Source organism: Methanococcus voltae PS, from assembly GCF_024807035.1.
Taxonomy (GTDB): domain Archaea; phylum AGJL01; class Methanococci; order Methanococcales; family Methanococcaceae; genus Methanococcus; species Methanococcus voltae.
Window position 1 is genome coordinate 15,794 of sequence record NZ_JANUCQ010000003.1, and the last position, 19,906, is coordinate 35,699.

Sequence of the window (19,906 nt, forward strand, 5' to 3'; positions counted from 1 at the left end):
TAAGAGTTAATTAACATTTCTAACTAATTTACAAGGATAAAATTTTAAATAAGGTGTAATTATGCTAAATACAGCAAAACTATTGATATTAATGGCAGGATTAACAGGATTATTATATGCAGTCTGTAGTTTATTCAACATACCCCCAATATTTGCATTACTATTTGCCCTAGTACCTAACTTAATCGCATACTTTTACAGCGATAAAATAGTTTTATCGTCCTATGGTGCAAGAATTGTGACGGAAGAGGAAGCTCCAGAACTCTACAGGATAGTTTCAAGAGTTGCAGAACGTGCAAATATACCAATACCAAGAGTAGCACTTATTAATACGCAAACCCCAAATGCTTTTGCTACTGGAAGAAGTCCAAAAAAAGCAGTTGTAGCAGTTACATTGGGAATTATGGAATTATTAAACGAACAAGAACTTGAAGGAGTTATTGCTCACGAAATAGGACACGTAAAACATAGGGATATACTTACAGGTTCAATTGTAGCTACAATAGCGGGTGCTATTGTTTATATGACGCATATGTTACAATGGGGTCTAATATTTGGCGGTGGACGAGATAATGATAATCCAGGCGGTTTTATGGGTTCCATACTTGCAATAATCGTTGCTCCTATCGCTGCCTCAATTATACAGATGGCCATATCTAGACAGAATGAATATAAAGCAGATGAAGCGGGTGCGTTATATTCCAACCCAGTTTACTTGGCAAATGCACTTAATAAACTAGAAAAAGGGGTAAATGCGTACCCTTTGAAAAATGGTAATCAAGCTACAGCGCATATGTTTATTGTAAACCCATTTAGAGGAAAAGATTTTGCTAGTTTATTCTCGACACACCCTTCTACAGCAGATAGGATAAATAAACTTATGGAAATGGCAGGAAATCCAAAATATTTGCGATAATATAAAAAAAGTTTAAATGTATTTATTTTCTTTTTTATTTATTATTTCGGTTATTTCTTTTATTTTTTATTTTTTATTTTCTTTTTTTATTTTCGTTTTTTACTTTTAATATTAGGGGTCATTAATTTAAAATTATTCCTAAATATTATTAATTTTAAATAACGTTTAAATAAGTGTATTACAATTTTGTATATGTGAACTATAGATATAGATTTAAATAATTAAATAAACAATTTATTAATGATAATATTATGTCATAATATGATTAAAACTTATAATTATTGTCAAAATAGGGATTAAAATGGATAAAAACGAATTAGGACTTAGTATTGAAACAGATGTAAATAATAAAAATATTCAATCGATTCTTAATATTATTAAGGAAGATAAAGGTTGTACCTCATATATTCATGAATTTAAAACAGAATATGGCAAGGAATTAATTCATTTAGAAGCTGAAAATTTAAAAGATATTGAAAAAACAGTCTCTAAAATAAATAATTTGGAATTTGTTCATAATGTTGAAGTCCATGATACAATGGATAAAATATTTGGTAAAAGAGTAATCATATTTGGTGGTGGTAGCCAAGTAACACAAGTCGCAATCGGAGCAATTAGTGAAGCAGACCGTCATAATATACGAGGAGAACGTATAAGTATCGATACCATACCTATTGTGGGCGAAGAAGAGTTGTACAATGCAATATTGGCATTTCAAAGATTGCCAAGAGCTGGAGTACTGGTACTTGCAGGTTCGTTGATGGGTGGAAAAATAACCGAGGCGGTTAAACTAGTCAAAGAAAATACCGATTTACCAATTATTTCATTAAATATGTTTGGTAGTGTAGTTAACCATGTTGATATAGTTGTTTCAGACCCTGTTCAGGCAGGCGTACTTGCAGTAATGACTATAGCTTCAACAGCCAAATTTGACATAACAAGGATTAATAAAAAACTTATCTAATTAGCAATTAATTATAAAATTGCAATTTTTTTTATTTCTTTTATTTATTGTATTTTTTACTCTATTTTTATTATTTTTATTATTTTTATTTTAAATTAGTGATATTATCACCTTTTGATGTTGTCATATATTCCATAAAATATATATTACATATTGCGCATATTAATAAAAAATGTAATATATAATTTCAATTATTCGTATGAAATAATTTATAAAATAACAGTAAAAAACTAAAACAACATAATATAAATTAAAATAATTAAATTAAAAGAATTAAAACTTTTATGTATTTTAAAGTATAATTTATTTAATTATTGGGTGATTAAATGATAAAAACCGTTGTGGGAAGCTATCCTGTTCTTAAAAAACAGCAACCCCAAAATTTTAAAGAAAAGGTGCTCAATAAATTAGGACTATTTGATGAATTTAAAAAATCGATGAACCGAGCTATAGAAGCACAACTTGAATCGGGCATCGATATTATAAGCGATGGTCAGGTTCGTGGCGATATGGTAGATATATTTACAAGCCAAATGTATGGATTTGATGGCAAAAAAGTTATTGATAAAATAGAATTCTTAAAACCAATAACATTAAAGGATTTAAAATATACTAACGAGTATGTTAAATCAAAAAACCCGAATATCGGAGTAAAAGGTATTTTAACCGGTGCTTGTACAATAGCATCATCCATTAGGGTAGAAAAATATTATTCGGATAATAAAGACGAAAGTTTAATCATGGATTTAGCAAAAGCCTTAAACAAAGAAGCTTTAGCAATACAAAATTATGTTAAAGTAATCCAAATCGATGAGCCTATTTTATCGACAGGACTCTACGATATGAAAATTGCTAAAAAAGCCGTTGACGAGATAACTAAGGGTTTATCGATTCCAATTGCAATTCATGTATGTGGAAACGTTAAAGATATATTCGAAGATTTAAATGAATTTAACGTGGATATATTAGACCATGAATTTGCATCTAATAGGGCTAATTTAGATATTTTAGAAAGTTGCAGAAAAAAAATAGGTTTTGGATGTATAAACACTAAATTAAAAACTATTGACCCAGTCGATAGTATCAAAGGATTATTGAGTGAAGGAATTGAAATCATTAAACAGAATCCTTATATAAATGATGATTTAGACGGCAATATAATTATAGACCCAGATTGTGGTATGAGATTGTTACCTGAGAGTGTAGCTTTTGGAAAATTAAAAAATATGGTTGTTGCGGCTGAAGAAATTGAAAAAGAGCTGTATAATAAATAATATAATAATATACTATAATATAATAATATACTATAATATAATAATGGACAATATAAGATATTAAATAATAAAAAAGGATAATAGCACAGCATTCATATACTTATATAATACTAATAATATGTTTAAATTTAAAAATAAGGCGTCATAATCTTAAATTTACAATCGAAACTATATAATGCCTAATAATTACCTAAAAATGAATGTTATTCAAAAATTAAACTTAAACATTTTAAATATAATGGATTATATAAATAAATACAATGTCCTAAATAATCAAGTCCCCTGCCCAAATAAATAATGATTGAAACAGCAAACTCTAGTTGTTACTATCAAATTATGTCAATTACTATCAAATTTACACTGGAGATAGTATGATTAAGAAAAAAAGTTTTGAAGATAATTTCGATGGAAATATAAATAAGAAAGAAAAAAGGAATTTAAAAAATTGTACATATCATAATAGAGGATTAATCTTTAAAGTAATTATATTGACGGCATTAGTAGCATTTTGTACAGTTTCCTCAGTTGAAGGCCTAAAAATACAAAATTACGATGTAAGCTGTAAAATAAATACTAGTAATATAGTCAATGAAACTATCATTTTAAAAATATACAACAATGAAAGCGAAGACATATCGCAAGTGAATTTCGATATTCCACAGATATTCTCAAATCCATCCTTAAAATCGGAGCATGGTGTCAAATCATATGGTTTAAGCACTATGGAGGGAGTAACATCATTGACTATGGATTTTGAAAAACCATTGAAACCCGGAGCTACCACGACCTTATCCATTGGATTTGTAAGAGATATAGATATTGACTATGAAGGTAAAAAATTTGTAACGGTGACCGTACCTGCGTATGATTCCAGATTTACAATGGAAATAGCACTACCCCAAGGTGCAAGTATTGTATCACCAGCAGAAGGTATATTAAGTATCTCTCCACGAGATTACTCCATAGAAACGGATGGTAAAAGAATATATATAAAATGGTCGAAAGATTTGGATGCCGATGAAAAATTTTTCACGTCTTCAGTTAATTATGCTATATTAACACCAGTAAATCCCCCTATAGATACCATACATGATAATACAGACTATTTAAATGTATATACAATATCATTATCTGCAGTTATAGTATTGCTTTTGATTATCGTATTATATCTGATATATAGGCTTAAAATAATTCTTAAAAAATCGATTGAAGATGAAGAATTAGATGAAGAAAAAAGGGATGAAATTAACGATTTAAGGAGAAATTTGGAAATTTCAGAAGTTAATCTAAAAAATTGTAATAAAGAAATTGATAAACTTGAAAAAATCAATTCAAAACAAAATTTAGAGCTTAAAGAATTACATGACGATTTAGAATTCTACAAAATTAAAAATGTAGAATGCAATAACACAATTACAAATTTAGAAAGCAAATTGAAATTTGAAAAAGAAATGAATGAAAAACTTTCTGATGCAATATCTGAGCGAGATAAAGAAATTAAAGAATTAGAAGAATATCAAGAAGCATGCGAAAAACAGAAAAAAACAATTTCTGAATTAAATAAAGAACTTACGTCCAAAAAAGAACATATTGATACTTTGGAAGTAAAAATAGACAAATATAGCGTTGGAAAAGCTGAAACTTTGTTAAATATATTAACGAGTGAAGAAAAAGAGATAATAATTATAATTAAAGAACATGGAACTATATCTCAGAAAGAAATCGTTGATATTACAGGATATACCAAATCAAAGATTTCAAGAATGATTTCAGACCTTGAACAACGAGGTATTGTTGAAAAAATCAAAGTAGGTAGGTTAAATAAAATTAAACTATCTAAAAATTTTGAAGATAAGGGAGATATGTCTTAATTCAATTGACCCAATATTTCCAAAATTATCTTTTATTATCATTACTACTATTATTATTATTATTATTATTATTATTGCGCCAGATTTCAAATTACTAGTTCTATTCTTATTCATTCATATTGTTCATATACATTCTGTTATTTGTTTTCTATTTTTAAACTATATTTATATTCAATTGTGTTGCTAAGAGTACCATATTATGAATTTATTATGAATTAACAGAAATTTTATATACTTCAAGTAGATATTTATAAGAAAACTAAGAGTATATATAAAAATATGTAAAATCAATAGATTAGAATAAGTGAATAATTAATATAAGTTAATAAATAATAATTGACTAATTGAAATAAATGTTAAACAAAATTTAAAAAAAACAAACATATTAGAGATTAAACCTAATTTATTTTATAACATATTCCAAGGTGGATATTATGAAAGTATTGATATCAGTTTGCGGTGAAGGATTTGGACATACCACTCGGTGTATTGCCCTTGGAAAAGCACTATCTAGGAAACATGACGTTAAATTTGTGGCATATGGCAAAAGCAAAGATTTTATAGAATTATCAGGCTATAGGGTCTTAGAAACTTATCCTGAAATAAAATTATCGGGAAAAAACGGTAAATTTGATATTACCAAAAGTATGTTTAATACACAGTACCACCCTGCGAAGGCAGTTAAGAGAGAATTACAAATAATAAAAGATTACGACCCAGATTTGGTAATTTCAGACTGTAAATATAGTACTATATTAGCATCTAAGATTAGTAAAAAGCCATATTATATAATAACAAATCAAAATGCTACAAAAACTCAAAAAAAGGAAAAATACATCGTATACCCAGTTATGAAGGTATTGAATGCAGTGAATAAATCTGCGGAAAAATTAATAATTCCAGATTTACCCTTACCATATACCATTTGCGAGTACAATTTAAAAATGATTGATAATTTACGATTTAGTGGTCCTTTAATCCGTTACGATGTTCCCACTGATGAAAGCGAATACGCTGAAGACTACATCTTGAGTGTAATTGGTGGATTCGAGTATAGACTTAGAATACTAGAATTAATAAATAAAATATCCAAAAAAACAGGTTTGAAAGTAAAATTAGTCTGTGGTAGTGAAGAAGTAGCCAAAAAACTTGAAAAAGAAAAAGGTGAAAATGTCGAAATAATTCCTGTGTCAACTGAAATGGACAAATTAATCAAAAAATGTTCTATGGTAGTTTGCCACGGTGGTCATTCGACACTCATGGAAGCAGTTAGTTTTGGAAAACCAATCATAACAATTCCAGATTTGGACCATCCTGAACAGGAAAACAACGCTTTGAAGATTCAAAATCTAAAATGCGGTATAGCACTTAACTATAAAATTCTCGAAAAAGAATTGGAACCATCAATTATGAAGATTATGAATGATAAAACATATTCTAAAAATGCAAAAAAGCTTAGAAAAATTGCTTTAAACTATGATGGGAAAGAAAAGCTAATTGAAGAATTTGAAAATTCAATACTCCAATAAATACTATTTTTTATTTTTATTTTACTTTTAGTTTACGTTTAGATTATTATTCTTATATTCTTATATTCTTTATTCTTATATTCTTTATTCTTATATTCTTATATTCTTATATTCTTTATTTTATTTTTAGTTTTTACAATTAATTCATAATTTAATTATATTAGTATGTTAATTATAATTATAACAAGAATTAGAATTATAAATTTAGAGATACACTATTACATTTTAAGGTGAATAAATGACTATTAAAAATAGCTTAACAAATCATAGTAATACTTTTAAGGACTTAAAAATAACAATATTGTCTGGAGGAACTGGTACGCCAAAATTAATTCAGGGATTCGACAATATTGAAGAATTAGATAAAAAAAATATGTCCATTATAGTAAATACGGGCGAAGATAACTGGATTGGAAACATATATTTGTCACCCGATGTAGATACTGTATTATATACCCTATCGGGACTTATTAATGAAGAAACCTGGTACGGTGTTAAAAACGATACGTTCGAGTGTCATGAGCAGTTGAAAAAGTATGGATTTGATGAAGTATTAAAAATAGGAGACAAAGATAGAGCATTGAAAACACATAAGAGCAACTTAATAAAAAAAGGTGCTAAACTATCAAATATCATCGATGAAGAAAGAAAAGGACTCGGGATATGTGCTAAAATATATCCAATGAGTAATGACAAAGTTGAAACTAAAATCTTAATCGTTGATGAAGAAAGTGATAATAAATTAATTGATAATAAATCAGATGTGGGTGTTAAAAAACAGCATTTATTAATAAAATTCCACGATTTCTGGATAAATAGGCGTGGAAATTCCAAAGTAGTTGACGTATTTTATGAAAATTCAAATTATGCGGAAGCTGTTGAAGGTGCTATAGAAGATATTAAAAATAGTGATATTATAATAATTGGACCTTCAAACCCGATAACATCTATAAATCCCATATTGAGTATCCCAAAGATTAGAGAATGTCTGAAAAATAAAGTTGTTTATGCCGTATCTCCAATAATAGGTAATAATCCAGTTAGTGGACCCGTAGGTACCTTAATGCAATCTAAAGGGTACGAAGTTAGCTCAAAAAGCGTTTATGAAATTTATAAAGATATATTGGATGTTTTTATTATAGATACTTCCGATTCGAATGATATTATAGATAATATTGGTAATATTGAAATTTTAAAATGTAATACGATTATGAAAAATATTGATGATAAAAAACAACTTGCAAAAGAGATATTAAACCACTATGTTAAGAATTTTAAAGAATAATCAATATATAATATAAGATATTATTAAAAAATGATTTAATAGATTAATTATCAAAGAAGGAATAATTGAATTATTAAAGGTATTAAAGATAATAGATGTTATTAAAAATAATTAATATGTTATGGTATTAAATAATAGGAAATAAAATATATGAAAGTAACAAAATAATATAAAATAATATAAAATTTATAAAATATATGTGGTTTAGCATAAATACATAATCTCAGGAAGGAGATAAAAATGATACAAATAACTGTTATGCAAATTGATAATTACGGACCTTGGACAGTAACCCCAAACCCTCGAAGGGAAAGCGATTTACAAGCTCTCCAATCAAGATTATACACTGACTTAAGCTTACAATTCGGAGCTCATAAAGGACTCGTATTTTATACAAGATTTGACAATTTAATTGCTGTTACAAATGGTATTGACTTAGAAACTCATAAAAGAATTCAAAACAGCGTTAAAAATAGATATCCTTTTACATTGAGTATGTCGATAGCTTCTGCAGAGACGCCTTATGAAGCTCAGAAAATTGCTACAAAAAGATTACAAGAGTACGGTAGTGCACAAGACGAAGTTAGAAAAGAAGTATTCGATGTATCAACTGAATTAGTATCAGAAAATGAAGGATACGTACAATTAGCCCATATTGATATTGACGATGTTACGGGCACTATGACCGATAAAGATTCGGCATATGACACGTATTTACAAATAAAAGATGCACAAGTAAAATTATTTAAATCTTTAAGAAACTACAACGCTCTTGGCTTTTTCATAGGCGGAGATAATTTTATGTGTCCATGTAATGGAATGAATGAAAATGATTTAAGCTGTATGTTTGAAGATATTTTAAAATCCGATGGGATTAGTTTAAAAGCAGGCTTAGGCATTGGAAAAACTGCTGAAGATGCTTCAAATCTTGCAGATATTGGTTTAGAAATAATTAGAGATAAAAAGTGTGAAGGTTCAGTATATACATTAAGACAAAACTCTGAAGAATCACTTAAAGTACCTCATAACTACACATGCTCATTTTAAATAGCTCGTGTATTATCATTAAATTAAATAAATAATTAAATAAATATACTTATATCCCCTAATATCTATTTTAACATAATTTACGAATTTTATTCTTTTATTGAGATGTTATATTATGAAAAATTTAAAAAATAAGGATTATTTAATAGATTTAGAATATTTAAAAGATTTAAAAACTTTAAACAATAAAATCGTTCTTGCACCTATGGCGGGCATAACAGATGCAGAATTTTGTAAAAAATTTAGTAATTTTGGAATCGTATGTATTGGGGCATACAATCTTGACCCTGAAACTTTAAAAGCAAGTTTTGAGATTGAAAAAAGAGGTAGAAAAGAATTTAATATCCCTCTAGACAAATTTAGCAACTATATAAAAAATGAAATTAAAGAAATTAAAGAATCTCAAAATAGTAAAAATTCATTAGTTTCTACGAATATACGGTTCAAAGACTTAGATTTATATAGTAATCCCCATTTGATAGATAATTTACAATCAGTTATTGGAAATTCGGATATAATAGAGTTTAATTGTCATTGTAGACAGCCTGAAATTACCAAATTAGGATTGGGTCAAGAGTTGATTACCAAAAAAGAAATAAAAGAATTAATTAAAATTCTTAAATTTATACAGGGACTTAATATTAAAAAAATACCTTTATTTATAAAAATAAGAGCAAATTATATTTCTTCAAAAGAGTTAATCGATAATTTTAATGAAAGTAAAATAATTGATTATATAGACGGTATTCATATTGATTGCTTTAATCCGGGGCATAATTACCCAGATTTAGAATATTTAAAAGAATTAAGGCAAAAATTTCCTGAACTTATTATTATTGGCAATAATTCCGTTAAATCAGAAAATGATGCAAAAAAAATGTTAGAATATTGTGATTTTGTATCTGTTGCTCGCTGTGTACTAGCCAATAATATAGAATGGATTGAAAATTTTAATAAAAACAATATTAAGAATAAGAATTAGAACTTAAGAATAAAATAATTAAAAAATTTATTAATTAAAAATATATTACTCATTTATTAATCGTTTTCCCAATATATTGCATCTAATAATATAGCTACTGGATATCTCATAGTCTCTGACATATCCGTTGCATATTTTATTATTTTTTCTGCTTCTTCAGGTGTTTTTGGGCAATAATAAGGTATTTCTGCAACTTCTAAGAGTTTTTTAGTCCATTGACCCATTGGGATTTGTGCAGATATTTTTTCCTTTAAATCTCCCCGATGGCTAATTATCATTACGAGCGGTATTTTATAAACTTTTAAAAGGGAACCTATAGCATTTATAGAATTGCCCAACCCGGAATTTTGCATTAAAAGAGCTGTTTTACGACCTGCCAAATGAGCTCCTGCGCAAATTCCTAGGCCTTCTTCTTCCCTAGTTACTGGTATATGTATCAATTTGTTTTTTTGGGCTTCAAAATCTATATCAGGACTGTTTTGATTTAAATTATTCTCAATTTCATTTTCTATGAGGATAATTAAATTTTTTAAATTTGCACAAGGCACACTTACTATAAAATCCACGTCTGAAGATTTTAGCGCATTAAAAACTGTATTACTTGCTTTTAAATTATTTTTATCATTTTGGTTCATAATATCACGAATATAATTATAACTTAATAAGGTATCTTTAAATTTAGATAATTTATTATCTTTTTAGGTTATATTTCTAAATTATATTTTTATAAGAATTTACAATATCACGTATAAGTTATATAATATAAGATAGTATCTACTATGTAATAACTGATATATAATAATAGATTTAAATATTATAGAATTATTGTATTTCTACGTAAAGTTAATATTTTGATGAAAAACGGTGCTAATATGGAATTAAATAAGGAAATTAATAAAGAAAATAATAAAGAAAATAATTATAGTAATAACAAAATTAATGAAAAATTATTTAATAACTTAAATGTACATCTAGAAGGATATGGTTGTACATTAAACACATCGGATACGGAAATAATAAAAAATTCAATGATTGAACAGGGTTTTAATGTATATACGGGAGATTTTAAAATTTCTGATAGTGAAAATATAAACTTGGTTGTTATAAATACCTGTATTGTTAGACAGGAAACCGAACATAAAATGATTTCGAAAATCAAAAAATACAAAGAATCAGGCAAAAAAGTAGTTGTAGCCGGTTGTTTGGCAAAAGCACTATCTAAAAAAATAGAAGGATTATACGATGCTTTAATAATGCCTAGAGAAGCTCATTTGTCCGGTGAAATTGTAAAAGCTGTTTTTGAAGGTAAAAACTATCAAGAAGTTGTAAAAACAAGTGTAAGTTCTATAGACAACAAATTGAACTATTTGGCTAAAGATAATACCGATAATACCCATAACAAAGTTAATAGTAGCAATAATTTAATAATGGCATTACCAATATGCGAAGGTTGTCTTGGAAATTGTACTTACTGTATTGTAAAAGTGGCTAGAGGTAATTTAATATCTTACGAGCCAAAAAACATTGTAAAAAAGTCTGAAGAGTTACTAAAGTCAGGTACTAAATGTTTATTAGTAACTGCTCAAGATACGGCTTGTTACGGTTTTGATAGAGACGATAATTATAGATTACCAAATTTAATAAATGATATTGTAAATAATAAAAATTTAATAGATAATACGGACGAAAATAAAACATACAACTTTGGAGTTAGAATTGGAATGATGCATGCAAATTATGCAAATTCATTTATTGATGATTTAATCGAGACATATTCCAACGAAAAAGTTACAAAATTCTTACACTTGCCTATCCAAAGTGGTGACAATGAAGTACTAAAAGATATGAATCGAGGCTATACAGTTGACGAATTTATATCGGTTCTTGACGAATTTAAGCATAAAGTAAAAGATTTAAATTTCACTACGGACATTATTGTTGGATTCCCTACCGAAAGTGAGGAAGCCTTTGAAAATACATTAGAGGTTTTAAAACAGATAAAACCAGATTTCACACATGGAGCTAAGTATTCACAAAGGAAATATACTGTAGCAGGACGTATGAAACAAATAGATACCAAAATAAGAAAAGAACGCTCTGAAATACTTAATAAACTTCGAAGAGAAATAAGCTTTGAAAATAATAAAAAGCATATCGGTCAAACTTTTGAATGCTTAATTGTCAAAGAAGGAGAAGCGATAACCAATAACTGTAAAAAAGTATTATTTGATTCACCAGATGATGCAGAAATCTCCATTGGAGAATTTAAAACAGTTAAAGTTACCGGTGCAGGCACTTTTGGTTTACAAGGTAAACTATTAAATTAAAAATGTTTAAAATAATAAATTTATTTTAAATATGTAATTTATTTTAATTAATATTTAAGTATTCTAACATCTAATCTAATTTTTAGTTAACAATTCATGTATTTCATCTAAATCCATTTCTATTGGTTCGGATATTGATATAACAGGTTTCTTTTCATCATTATATCTTGGAACGATATGAAAGTGAACGTGTGGAACTTCCTGACCTGAAATAGGCTGATTATTGTTTATTATATTGTATCCATCCATACCTAAGACTTTAAGCTTTTTAACCATTTTATGAACTAAAACTATTAATTTTGAAGCTAATTCTTCGGACATGTCATCAAAATCTACGTAATGTTCTTTTGTAAGGATTAAGGTGTGACCTCTTGATTTTGGGAAAGCATCCATAATTACTAAAAAATCATCATCTTCATATAATTTTCTTGAAGGTATTTTGTTGTTTACAATATCACAAAATATACACATAATTTCACCCAATTAAATTCCCATATGATACTTTTAAAATATTCTTAGTACCTTATTATCTTAATATTTTAGTATTTTAGTATTTTTCTAGCATTTTCTTTTGTTATTCATTCCTTATTATTATTAAATTTACTATTTTATATAATTTTATATATAATTTTAAAACATTAAGTAATACACAAAACGACTAAATATACTTTTATATACTAGTATATCTAATTTATATTAATCAATCGGTGTAAAAATGATATTAGTGTATAAATTTATCATATCAGTATTTATAATTGGTTTAATAGCATATATGAGTCACAAAAAGAAATTTTTGGATACAAAAGGGATAATTGGCTCTTCGACTATGGCTTTTATTATAATAATGGGTACTGATATAACTTGGCTTTTAGTATTAATTAGCTTCCTAATTTTAGGTAGTCTTATGAGCAAAGTAGGGTATGGGAAAAAAGATAAATTAAAAATGGGTGAAAAAACCCGTTCGTTAAAAAACGTACTTGCAAATGGGTTAATGCCATTGATATTCGTTATATTGTATATTGGTGGACTATTAGATTATCCAACTGCGCTTTTGGGTTACTTGGGTTCGATTGCTGCAGCTAACTCAGATACATTTTCGTCAGAATTAGGCATGGTATTCGGCGGAAGTCCTAGATTAATTACGACATTTCAAAAAGTAGAAGTTGGAACTGATGGAGGCATAACCTTTGGAGGTACATTCTTTGGTTTGATTGGTTCTTTTACAATAGGGTTAATTGCTATGCTACTATTCGGAAAAATAGAATATTTAGGTATTTGTACCTTATCCGGGATATTCGGTAACTTTGTAGACAGTCTTGTAGGAGCTACATTTGAACGTAGGCATTTATTAAATAATGAGTACGTTAATTTCATTGCTACACTCGCAGGAGGACTATTTGCCATATTTGTAGCAGTTAAGGTAATTTAAAGGGAAATACGTTAGGAAATGATAATAATTTATTTTTAATCCTTTAATTTATTATATTTAATTTTTAAACTATTATTTTCAATTTAAATTTATTATTGTAACTTTTTAATCAAACTTTCAGATAATTTTTTAGAAATTGCCATTAGAGCTAAGATGGGTGGTTTTCCAATACTCTCAGGCAATATGGAAGCGTCACATACATACAAATTTTTTATATTTGATTCAAAATTATTATTTACTACTTTGCCAAGTTTACAAGTGCCTGATGGATGGGAACCTCTTGGTATGGTAGAATATATTTTATTAATACCTAAATCTCTTAATATAGGGGTTGCAGTAGCCATTGCCTCCATAAATATCTGAACATCTTTTTCAGACATTGGTTTAGATATTGAATTTTCGAGTATTGAGCCATTTTCACTATCTTTTATTTTTATCATAAAACCAAATATGTCTGATTTTCTGATTTTCATACTGTTTTCACTTTCTTCCATTATTCTATTATATAATAGCTCGGAATAGTGGCTACTTAAGATGTAATCACCATAGTCTTTGTAAATTGCCATTGGAACTTCTTTATTGATGTTACTATCAATTAAAACGCCTCCAACAGTTACAAAACTATCAATAAATAAATTTTTTCCCAAGTCTTCACTATTTATATTTTCTTTGGCATATAACTTTGATAATATCCGAGGGCTGTTAACTCCACCCGCACAAAGTACTATGTTTTTGGCAAATATACTAAAATTATTATTATTATTATTATTATTATTAGTATTATTATTAGTATTATTATTGGACTCATTTTCCAAAATAACTTCGAATTTATAATTATCTTGTTCTTTTAAGGATATATCGATTACTTTTGAATTCAAAATAATTTCAGATTCTTTAAAATCCTCATTGGTTATATCCAAAAATTCGTAAAAATATGCTCTTGCCTCACAGCCTTTATGAGCACAAAGTCCACAATTTATACATTTATCAAAGTTTACTAATTTAGGAGTTTGTTTAAATCCTTTATTTATCAACTCGACTTCGTAACGTGATAAGCATTCTTCAGGAACTACGGATATATTAAGTTCTTTTTTAAGCTCTTCGTACTCTTTTTCTAGATTTAAACCTTTAATATTAACTTCCAAAGCGTTTCCTACAAAATAAGAACCTGCCCCCCCAATACCCTTAGCGTATATAGTTTCTATATTATTTCCTTCTTTTTCAATTACATATTCGGGTTTTAAACCACCCATTTCTACAATACCTATTTTTAAATCATTTTTATTATGTTTATTACTTTTTAATTGTTTTTTGAGTTCTTTATATACTGAACTTCCCGATACGCCAGCGCCTATAATTAAAACGTCGTATCTAGGCGGTATATCATATTTGGTTGTGTCACAAGTTTTACAAATCATATTATTCCCTTTTAAATTTGCCATAGTGTCCCTTTTTTATTTTTTAGATTATTCTTTGTTTTTAAATACCTATTTCCGAATGGATAATTTATTTTGATATTGCATAATTTTAAATAGGTAATTTTATAATAAACTTATCAATGTTTTTGAAATTAATAGCAATGTTATATAATATATTATATGTTAAATCCTATAATATTATTTTTATTTAATTTGGAGTAATATATTTTCAGTGGAAATTAATTTAATACTAAAACGATATTGCATAAAATGATATCTTATATAAAATAAGATTAAAAAATAATGGTGATACTATGATTATAATTCCAGGTTCAAAATCTCAAAAATTAGCAAAAAATGTTTCTGAACTATTGGGCTGGCAGTTATCAAGAACTGAAGCAAAAAGCTTCCCCGATGGCGAAAAATATGTAAGAATTCACAGCGATGTGGAAAATGAAGACGCAATTATAATTCAAACACAAAATACTCAGGAAGCAATTATAGAATCTATTTTATTATGCCAAGCTTTAAAAGAAGAAAAAGCTAAGAGTATAACTTTAGTTGTTCCTTATTTGGCATACGCAAGACAAGATAAAAAGTTCAACAAGGGCGAACCTGTCAGCATAATTGCTTTTGCTAAGATTTACTCACAATTCTGTGATAGAATAGTTACAATTAACCCCCATGAAACACATATTGAGCAATTCTTTGAAATACCATTTATATATGGAAATGCAGTTCCTAAAATAGCAGAATCAGTTAAAGAAGAGTTAAACAACCCTGTTGTATTATCCCCTGATAAAGGAGCTATAGAATTAGCAAAAGAGGCTTCAAAAATAATAGGTTGCGAATACGATTATTTAGAAAAAGTTAGGTACTCCCCAACAGAAGTAAACATTGCACCTAAAAACTTAGACGTAAACGGTAGGGACGTATTAATTGTGGATGATATTATATCTACTGGCGGTACAATGGCTACAGCAATAAGTATGTTAAAACAACAAGGTGCAAATAAAGTAATTGCTTCATGCGTACACCCAGTATTAATCAATGATGCTTTAAACAAATTATACAACGGTGGTGCAAATAAAGTAATAGGAACAGACTCTTACGCATCAGAAGTTAGCTTTGTAAGCGTAGATACTATTATAGTAGATGTTTTAAAAGATTTATTCTTAAAATAAACTCATTAAGATATGCAAAATAAATAAATAAATAAATAAATAAATAAATAAGAAACTGAAAATTAATATATTTTTAATATTATATTAATATACTTTTAATATATTTTTAAATATTATTTTCAGATTCTTCAATTACTTCAGACTTTGATTTTAATTTTACAAGAATATAATTCTTGATTAATGATTTAGAGATATATGCAATATCTTTTAATACATAATTATCTATTTTTAAATTTTCAATTCTTTCGTGCGACCTATCGTAATCCAATTTTATTCTTAAACCATCTAATTGAGTTACAATTGGCATGGGTGCGAATATACCGTGAACATCTGCTATATTTTTTTCTATTTCATCTTTTAAAACCACTGGAGGTATTATAGGGGGGTCGTATGATAATTCAAGCCTTTTTTCACCGATTTTCTCGGTGATATTTTCTATCATATTATCTAGCGCCTTAATTTCAGAGCCTCTTCTTAAACGTTGGCTACGCCTACCTAAATTTCCAATGTAGGTTTTACCAACTTCAATTTGTTCAGGGCCTCCAGTGACAATTACTGGAATATCTACATCAAATAGATGGGTTTTATCTTCAATACAGCTTTTAAAATTACCCATCACGTATATGGCAAGGTCATGTTCCTCAATAAGCCTTTTTTCCTTTTCCTTGATTTGACTTATTGATTTTCCCGCACCGTGCGATAATCCTATCATATTAGGCTTAGCTCCAAATTTACGGACGTATTCTGAAACGTCACAAGCTATATGGGGCAAATGATGACGTGACAAACTTGGTGCCACCACTGCAATTTCTATTCCTGCTAATGGAGTCTCTACAACCTTACCTTTGTAATTTTTTGAAAGGTTTTTGAATTCCGCTATTTCATCTTCTGGAAATGCGACAGTCATGAAAACATCCAATTGCATAACGTGCTCTTGGATTATAAATCCACCCACGTCTTCAATCCATTCTTTTAGCTCATTGTGTTTGTAAACTCCGCCTTCATACCTAACTATTTGATACATATAATCACCATACTGTAATTATCATAAATTATACTAGTACTTTTAATTAACATATTGCATTTTGTATTATATTTTATTTGTTAATCCATACTATAAAACAATTTATAATTATATTTGTAATTTATAATATATATCAAATTACATTCAAATATAAAGGGTATAATTATATCTATAGTCGTTTATTAAAGTAATGTTTTAATGTTGACTAAAATAATTTATATATCTAAAATAATAATCTTTATGAGATACAAAATACATGTAAAATAACGACAAGTAATTTTAACATTTAAATTATAATTAGAAAATAATAAAATAAATATAAAAATCTTGTTATTTTATATACTATTTGGTGATAATTTGGAGAATATAAAAAATAATAATAATAATAATTTAGACAGTAATGGTAAAATAAACGTTGTTGGACACGCTGCAATTGATTATATTTTTGATTTAGATAAATTCCCGGAATTAAATACATCAGTGCAAATTCCTAGTGCTAAAAAATACTATGGAGGTGCTGCAAGTAACGTGGCAGCACAAATATCTAATATGGGCATAAATTCATCATTGATATCTTGCGTAGGTACTGATTTCATCACATCTGGATACGAAGAGTATTTAAAAGACTTGGGGGTCTCTTTAGACTTTGTATACACATCCACAGAAGAAGAAACACCAAAAGCTTGGATATTTACCGACCCAGACGCTAATCAAATTACATACTTTTTATGGGGGGCTGCGAAACATTACAAAGAGATAATTGTACCAGATTTTGACGGGGATATCGTACACTTATCGACAGGAGACCCAGAATATAACATAAAATGCGCTAAAAAAGCTAAAGAATTAAACAAATTGGTTTCTTTTGACCCAGGTCAGGATTTAACATTGTATAGTGCTGAAAATTTAGAGGAAATAATTAACTATGTAGATTTCCTATTTATGAATCATCACGAATATAGAAGAATAATGGAAACAATAAATAAAACACCGGAAGGTATGAAAAATAAATTAAATTACTTGATTGTAACCTACAACAAAGATGGTAGCCATATATACCATGAAGGGGAAGAAATAAAAGTTCCTGCAATTATGGTTGAAGCTATGGACCCTACAGGTGCAGGAGACAGCTATAGAGCGGGCTTTTTATCTGCTTACTTAAAAGGATATTCTTTGGAAAGTTGCGGTTATGTCGGAGCCTGTGTAGCATCCTATGTGGTTGAAAAAGTAGGTTGCCAAACAAATTTGCCTAAATGGGATAAAATTACAGATAGATTGTCTGAAAAATTAAATTATACGTTAAAAGAGTTATAAAATTAAATAAAATATTTAATTTCTATTTTTTATTTAATATTTTAATATTTAGTTATTTTTTAATAATTTAATAATTTCTTCAAGTAACTCATCTAAGTTAATCCTCCCGATTACGTCGGTTACTGGTAAATTTAATTTTTTAGATATATCTCGTAAAATCAAAGATATTTCTTCGTCACTTTCAGAATCGAATAATTTTTTCGAATTTACAGTGACTCCAATTACTTTTTTACCAGTTAATAACTCTGTGGCTAATATGTGCTTAGTTATATCCTCTAAATCTAGCAAATCAGAAGCTAATAATATATAATCCGGATTAGAGCCTAAAAGAAGAGCAATACTTATTACACTTCCACCCCTTCCAGTTCCAACTTCCAAAGGGTTTGCAAAAATACCCGTTTGTCCAGAAACTATCATTAAATCATTTTCCGTTAAGTTATTTTCCATCTCTATTTTTTTCATAACTCCTAATATGGTGGGTGCCACATGACATATTGGTATTGGTTGGGGTATAACCATTTCGTCTGCACCGCATATCATAGATTGAGGTTCGGTACCTAAAACACCCAAATTAATTCCTTTGTTTGTTAATTCATTTTTTAAAGTCATGCATGCTGTAAATTTACCGGATTGCCTACCTGTGCCCACTATTGTAAGGACTTTAGGTTTTATACCATCTAAACCTTTATATGCGTAATCTTCAACTTTTTTATAAATTTCAGGGTCTGAAATATCCCTTACAGATACGTTGTGATTTTTTGCTAGTGCAAGCAAACTTTCGTTATTTTCGATTCTTTGCAATCTTGCCATGTTTAATATTTTCTTTCCTTTTTTAATCTCATTTGATATTGTTTTTTCCCAAATAAGTAATTCCTCGTCATCCAATATCTCTTTATTCCAAATAAAACAAGTGTAATCCTTTTTAGTATTACTATCATCAATATTATTTATATTGATGCTATTGTTCGTGTTATTATCAGTATTTTTAGTATCTATGTCCTTTGTAATGTCATTAAAATCATTAAATTCTATATCAATTATATTTACAAATCCAAATAATTTTATTCCATCTGCCACTTTGTTATTGTGTGATAATTTTACTTGCTCATTTTTCATAATTATCCTTCTTATGATATCAAAGATATATTTATTTTATACGTATTTTACGATAAAATATAGTTTTTTATAGTTTTTTATAGTTTTTGGTTAGGTATTACCTTTTATTTTTATAGTTAGTAATTATTTAGTAATTATTGTTACTTTATTTTTCAATTAAATATCAAGTTATTATTTTATCATATATCTAAAGTTTTCAATTAAATACTTTTTCATAGTCGACTAC

The 19,906-nt window shown here is 27.7% G+C and carries 17 protein-coding genes; 12 read left to right on the forward strand and 5 right to left on the reverse strand.

The annotated features are described in order from the left end of the window. Nucleotides 1-61: 61 nt before the first annotated feature. From M2325_RS05685 to M2325_RS05720, 8 genes are all read left to right on the forward strand, one after another. Complete coding sequence (locus tag M2325_RS05685) at nt 62-916, forward strand: zinc metalloprotease HtpX (RefSeq protein WP_209591150.1); 855 nt, start codon at nt 62-64, stop codon at nt 914-916. A 301-nt stretch (nt 917-1,217) separates the two neighbouring features. Then, on the forward strand, nt 1,218-1,880 hold the full coding sequence (locus tag M2325_RS05690; protein WP_209591151.1) for a DUF5612 domain-containing protein: 663 nt from the start codon (nt 1,218-1,220) through the stop codon (nt 1,878-1,880). A 326-nt stretch (nt 1,881-2,206) separates the two neighbouring features. Next, nucleotides 2,207-3,154 carry a methionine synthase gene (locus M2325_RS05695; RefSeq protein ID WP_259052004.1) on the forward strand — a complete coding sequence of 316 codons (948 nt, stop codon included), beginning with the start codon at nt 2,207-2,209 and terminating at the stop codon, nt 3,152-3,154. A 371-nt stretch (nt 3,155-3,525) separates the two neighbouring features. Beyond that, the gene (locus tag M2325_RS05700) at nt 3,526-5,025 is read left to right on the forward strand and encodes a helix-turn-helix transcriptional regulator (protein WP_259052006.1); all 1,500 of its coding nucleotides are present in this window, start codon (nt 3,526-3,528) and stop codon (nt 5,023-5,025) included. A 434-nt stretch (nt 5,026-5,459) separates the two neighbouring features. Then, nucleotides 5,460-6,554: an MJ1255/VC2487 family glycosyltransferase gene (locus tag M2325_RS05705; RefSeq protein WP_209591154.1), complete on the forward strand. Its 1,095-nt coding sequence runs from the start codon at nt 5,460-5,462 to the stop codon at nt 6,552-6,554. A gap of 238 nt (nt 6,555-6,792) precedes the next feature. Then, complete coding sequence (cofD, locus tag M2325_RS05710) at nt 6,793-7,839, forward strand: 2-phospho-L-lactate transferase (RefSeq protein ID WP_259052007.1); 1,047 nt, start codon at nt 6,793-6,795, stop codon at nt 7,837-7,839. A 240-nt stretch (nt 7,840-8,079) separates the two neighbouring features. Continuing rightward, complete coding sequence (locus tag M2325_RS05715) at nt 8,080-8,886, forward strand: GTP cyclohydrolase III (RefSeq protein WP_209591156.1); 807 nt, start codon at nt 8,080-8,082, stop codon at nt 8,884-8,886. Between the two features lie 115 nt (nt 8,887-9,001). Continuing rightward, nucleotides 9,002-9,868, forward strand: coding sequence for an MJ0144 family RNA dihydrouridine synthase-like protein (locus M2325_RS05720; RefSeq protein ID WP_259052008.1), 867 nt, complete (start codon nt 9,002-9,004; stop codon nt 9,866-9,868). Between the two features lie 56 nt (nt 9,869-9,924). Here the strand turns inward: M2325_RS05720 and comD are convergent, their stop codons facing one another. Beyond that, nucleotides 9,925-10,503 carry a sulfopyruvate decarboxylase subunit alpha gene (comD, locus tag M2325_RS05725; RefSeq protein WP_259052010.1) on the reverse strand — a complete coding sequence of 193 codons (579 nt, stop codon included), beginning with the start codon at nt 10,501-10,503 and terminating at the stop codon, nt 9,925-9,927. 237 nt (nt 10,504-10,740) lie between these two features. Here comD and M2325_RS05730 point away from each other — a divergent pair, with 237 nt between their 5' ends. Beyond that, nucleotides 10,741-12,195 (forward strand): tRNA (N(6)-L-threonylcarbamoyladenosine(37)-C(2))-methylthiotransferase, encoded by a 1,455-nt coding sequence (locus M2325_RS05730; protein WP_259052013.1) that lies wholly within the window; start codon nt 10,741-10,743, stop codon nt 12,193-12,195. 75 nt (nt 12,196-12,270) lie between these two features. Here the strand turns inward: M2325_RS05730 and M2325_RS05735 are convergent, their stop codons facing one another. Beyond that, nucleotides 12,271-12,666 (reverse strand): HIT family protein, encoded by a 396-nt coding sequence (locus M2325_RS05735; RefSeq protein WP_209591159.1) that lies wholly within the window; start codon nt 12,664-12,666, stop codon nt 12,271-12,273. Nucleotides 12,667-12,910: 244 nt separating this feature from the next. Between M2325_RS05735 and M2325_RS05740 the strand changes: the two genes are divergently transcribed. Next, complete coding sequence (locus tag M2325_RS05740; protein ID WP_209591160.1) at nt 12,911-13,624, forward strand: TIGR00297 family protein; 714 nt, start codon at nt 12,911-12,913, stop codon at nt 13,622-13,624. A 92-nt stretch (nt 13,625-13,716) separates the two neighbouring features. Here the strand turns inward: M2325_RS05740 and M2325_RS05745 are convergent, their stop codons facing one another. Further along, nucleotides 13,717-15,066, reverse strand: coding sequence for a GMC oxidoreductase (locus M2325_RS05745; RefSeq protein ID WP_259052031.1), 1,350 nt, complete (start codon nt 15,064-15,066; stop codon nt 13,717-13,719). Nucleotides 15,067-15,356: 290 nt separating this feature from the next. Here M2325_RS05745 and M2325_RS05750 point away from each other — a divergent pair, with 290 nt between their 5' ends. Next, nucleotides 15,357-16,226 (forward strand): ribose-phosphate diphosphokinase, encoded by an 870-nt coding sequence (locus M2325_RS05750; RefSeq protein WP_209591161.1) that lies wholly within the window; start codon nt 15,357-15,359, stop codon nt 16,224-16,226. A gap of 106 nt (nt 16,227-16,332) precedes the next feature. Here M2325_RS05750 and M2325_RS05755 read toward each other — a convergent pair whose 3' ends face one another. After that, nucleotides 16,333-17,250 (reverse strand): methanogenesis marker 7 protein, encoded by a 918-nt coding sequence (locus M2325_RS05755; protein WP_209591162.1) that lies wholly within the window; start codon nt 17,248-17,250, stop codon nt 16,333-16,335. Nucleotides 17,251-17,607: 357 nt separating this feature from the next. Here M2325_RS05755 and M2325_RS05760 point away from each other — a divergent pair, with 357 nt between their 5' ends. Continuing rightward, nucleotides 17,608-18,564 (forward strand): carbohydrate kinase family protein, encoded by a 957-nt coding sequence (locus M2325_RS05760; protein WP_259052035.1) that lies wholly within the window; start codon nt 17,608-17,610, stop codon nt 18,562-18,564. A gap of 48 nt (nt 18,565-18,612) precedes the next feature. On the opposite strand, the gene M2325_RS05765 is transcribed toward M2325_RS05760, so the two are convergent. Then, entirely contained in the window at nt 18,613-19,680 is a 1,068-nt protein-coding gene (locus M2325_RS05765) for a DUF1611 domain-containing protein (protein WP_209631857.1), read from the reverse strand. Between the last annotated feature and the right edge of the window lie 226 nt (nt 19,681-19,906).

Excerpts from the sequence above, each read along its gene's own strand:
- M2325_RS05730 (WP_259052013.1), top strand. The coding sequence starts at position 10,741 with ATGGAATTAAATAAGGAAATTAATAAAGAAAATAATAAAGAAAATAAT.
- M2325_RS05700 (WP_259052006.1), top strand. The coding sequence starts at position 3,526 with ATGATTAAGAAAAAAAGTTTTGAAGATAATTTCGATGGAAATATAAAT.
- cofD (WP_259052007.1), top strand. The coding sequence starts at position 6,793 with ATGACTATTAAAAATAGCTTAACAAATCATAGTAATACTTTTAAGGAC.
- comD (WP_259052010.1), bottom strand. The coding sequence starts at position 10,503 with ATGAACCAAAATGATAAAAATAATTTAAAAGCAAGTAATACAGTTTTT.
- M2325_RS05745 (WP_259052031.1), bottom strand. The coding sequence starts at position 15,066 with ATGGCAAATTTAAAAGGGAATAATATGATTTGTAAAACTTGTGACACA.
- M2325_RS05695 (WP_259052004.1), top strand. The coding sequence starts at position 2,207 with ATGATAAAAACCGTTGTGGGAAGCTATCCTGTTCTTAAAAAACAGCAA.
- M2325_RS05750 (WP_209591161.1), top strand. The coding sequence starts at position 15,357 with ATGATTATAATTCCAGGTTCAAAATCTCAAAAATTAGCAAAAAATGTT.
- M2325_RS05690 (WP_209591151.1), top strand. The coding sequence starts at position 1,218 with ATGGATAAAAACGAATTAGGACTTAGTATTGAAACAGATGTAAATAAT.
- M2325_RS05685 (WP_209591150.1), top strand. The coding sequence starts at position 62 with ATGCTAAATACAGCAAAACTATTGATATTAATGGCAGGATTAACAGGA.
- M2325_RS05765 (WP_209631857.1), bottom strand. The coding sequence starts at position 19,680 with ATGAAAAATGAGCAAGTAAAATTATCACACAATAACAAAGTGGCAGAT.
- M2325_RS05720 (WP_259052008.1), top strand. The coding sequence starts at position 9,002 with ATGAAAAATTTAAAAAATAAGGATTATTTAATAGATTTAGAATATTTA.
- M2325_RS05715 (WP_209591156.1), top strand. The coding sequence starts at position 8,080 with ATGATACAAATAACTGTTATGCAAATTGATAATTACGGACCTTGGACA.
- M2325_RS05705 (WP_209591154.1), top strand. The coding sequence starts at position 5,460 with ATGAAAGTATTGATATCAGTTTGCGGTGAAGGATTTGGACATACCACT.
- M2325_RS05740 (WP_209591160.1), top strand. The coding sequence starts at position 12,911 with ATGATATTAGTGTATAAATTTATCATATCAGTATTTATAATTGGTTTA.
- M2325_RS05755 (WP_209591162.1), bottom strand. The coding sequence starts at position 17,250 with ATGTATCAAATAGTTAGGTATGAAGGCGGAGTTTACAAACACAATGAG.
- M2325_RS05735 (WP_209591159.1), bottom strand. The coding sequence starts at position 12,666 with ATGTGTATATTTTGTGATATTGTAAACAACAAAATACCTTCAAGAAAA.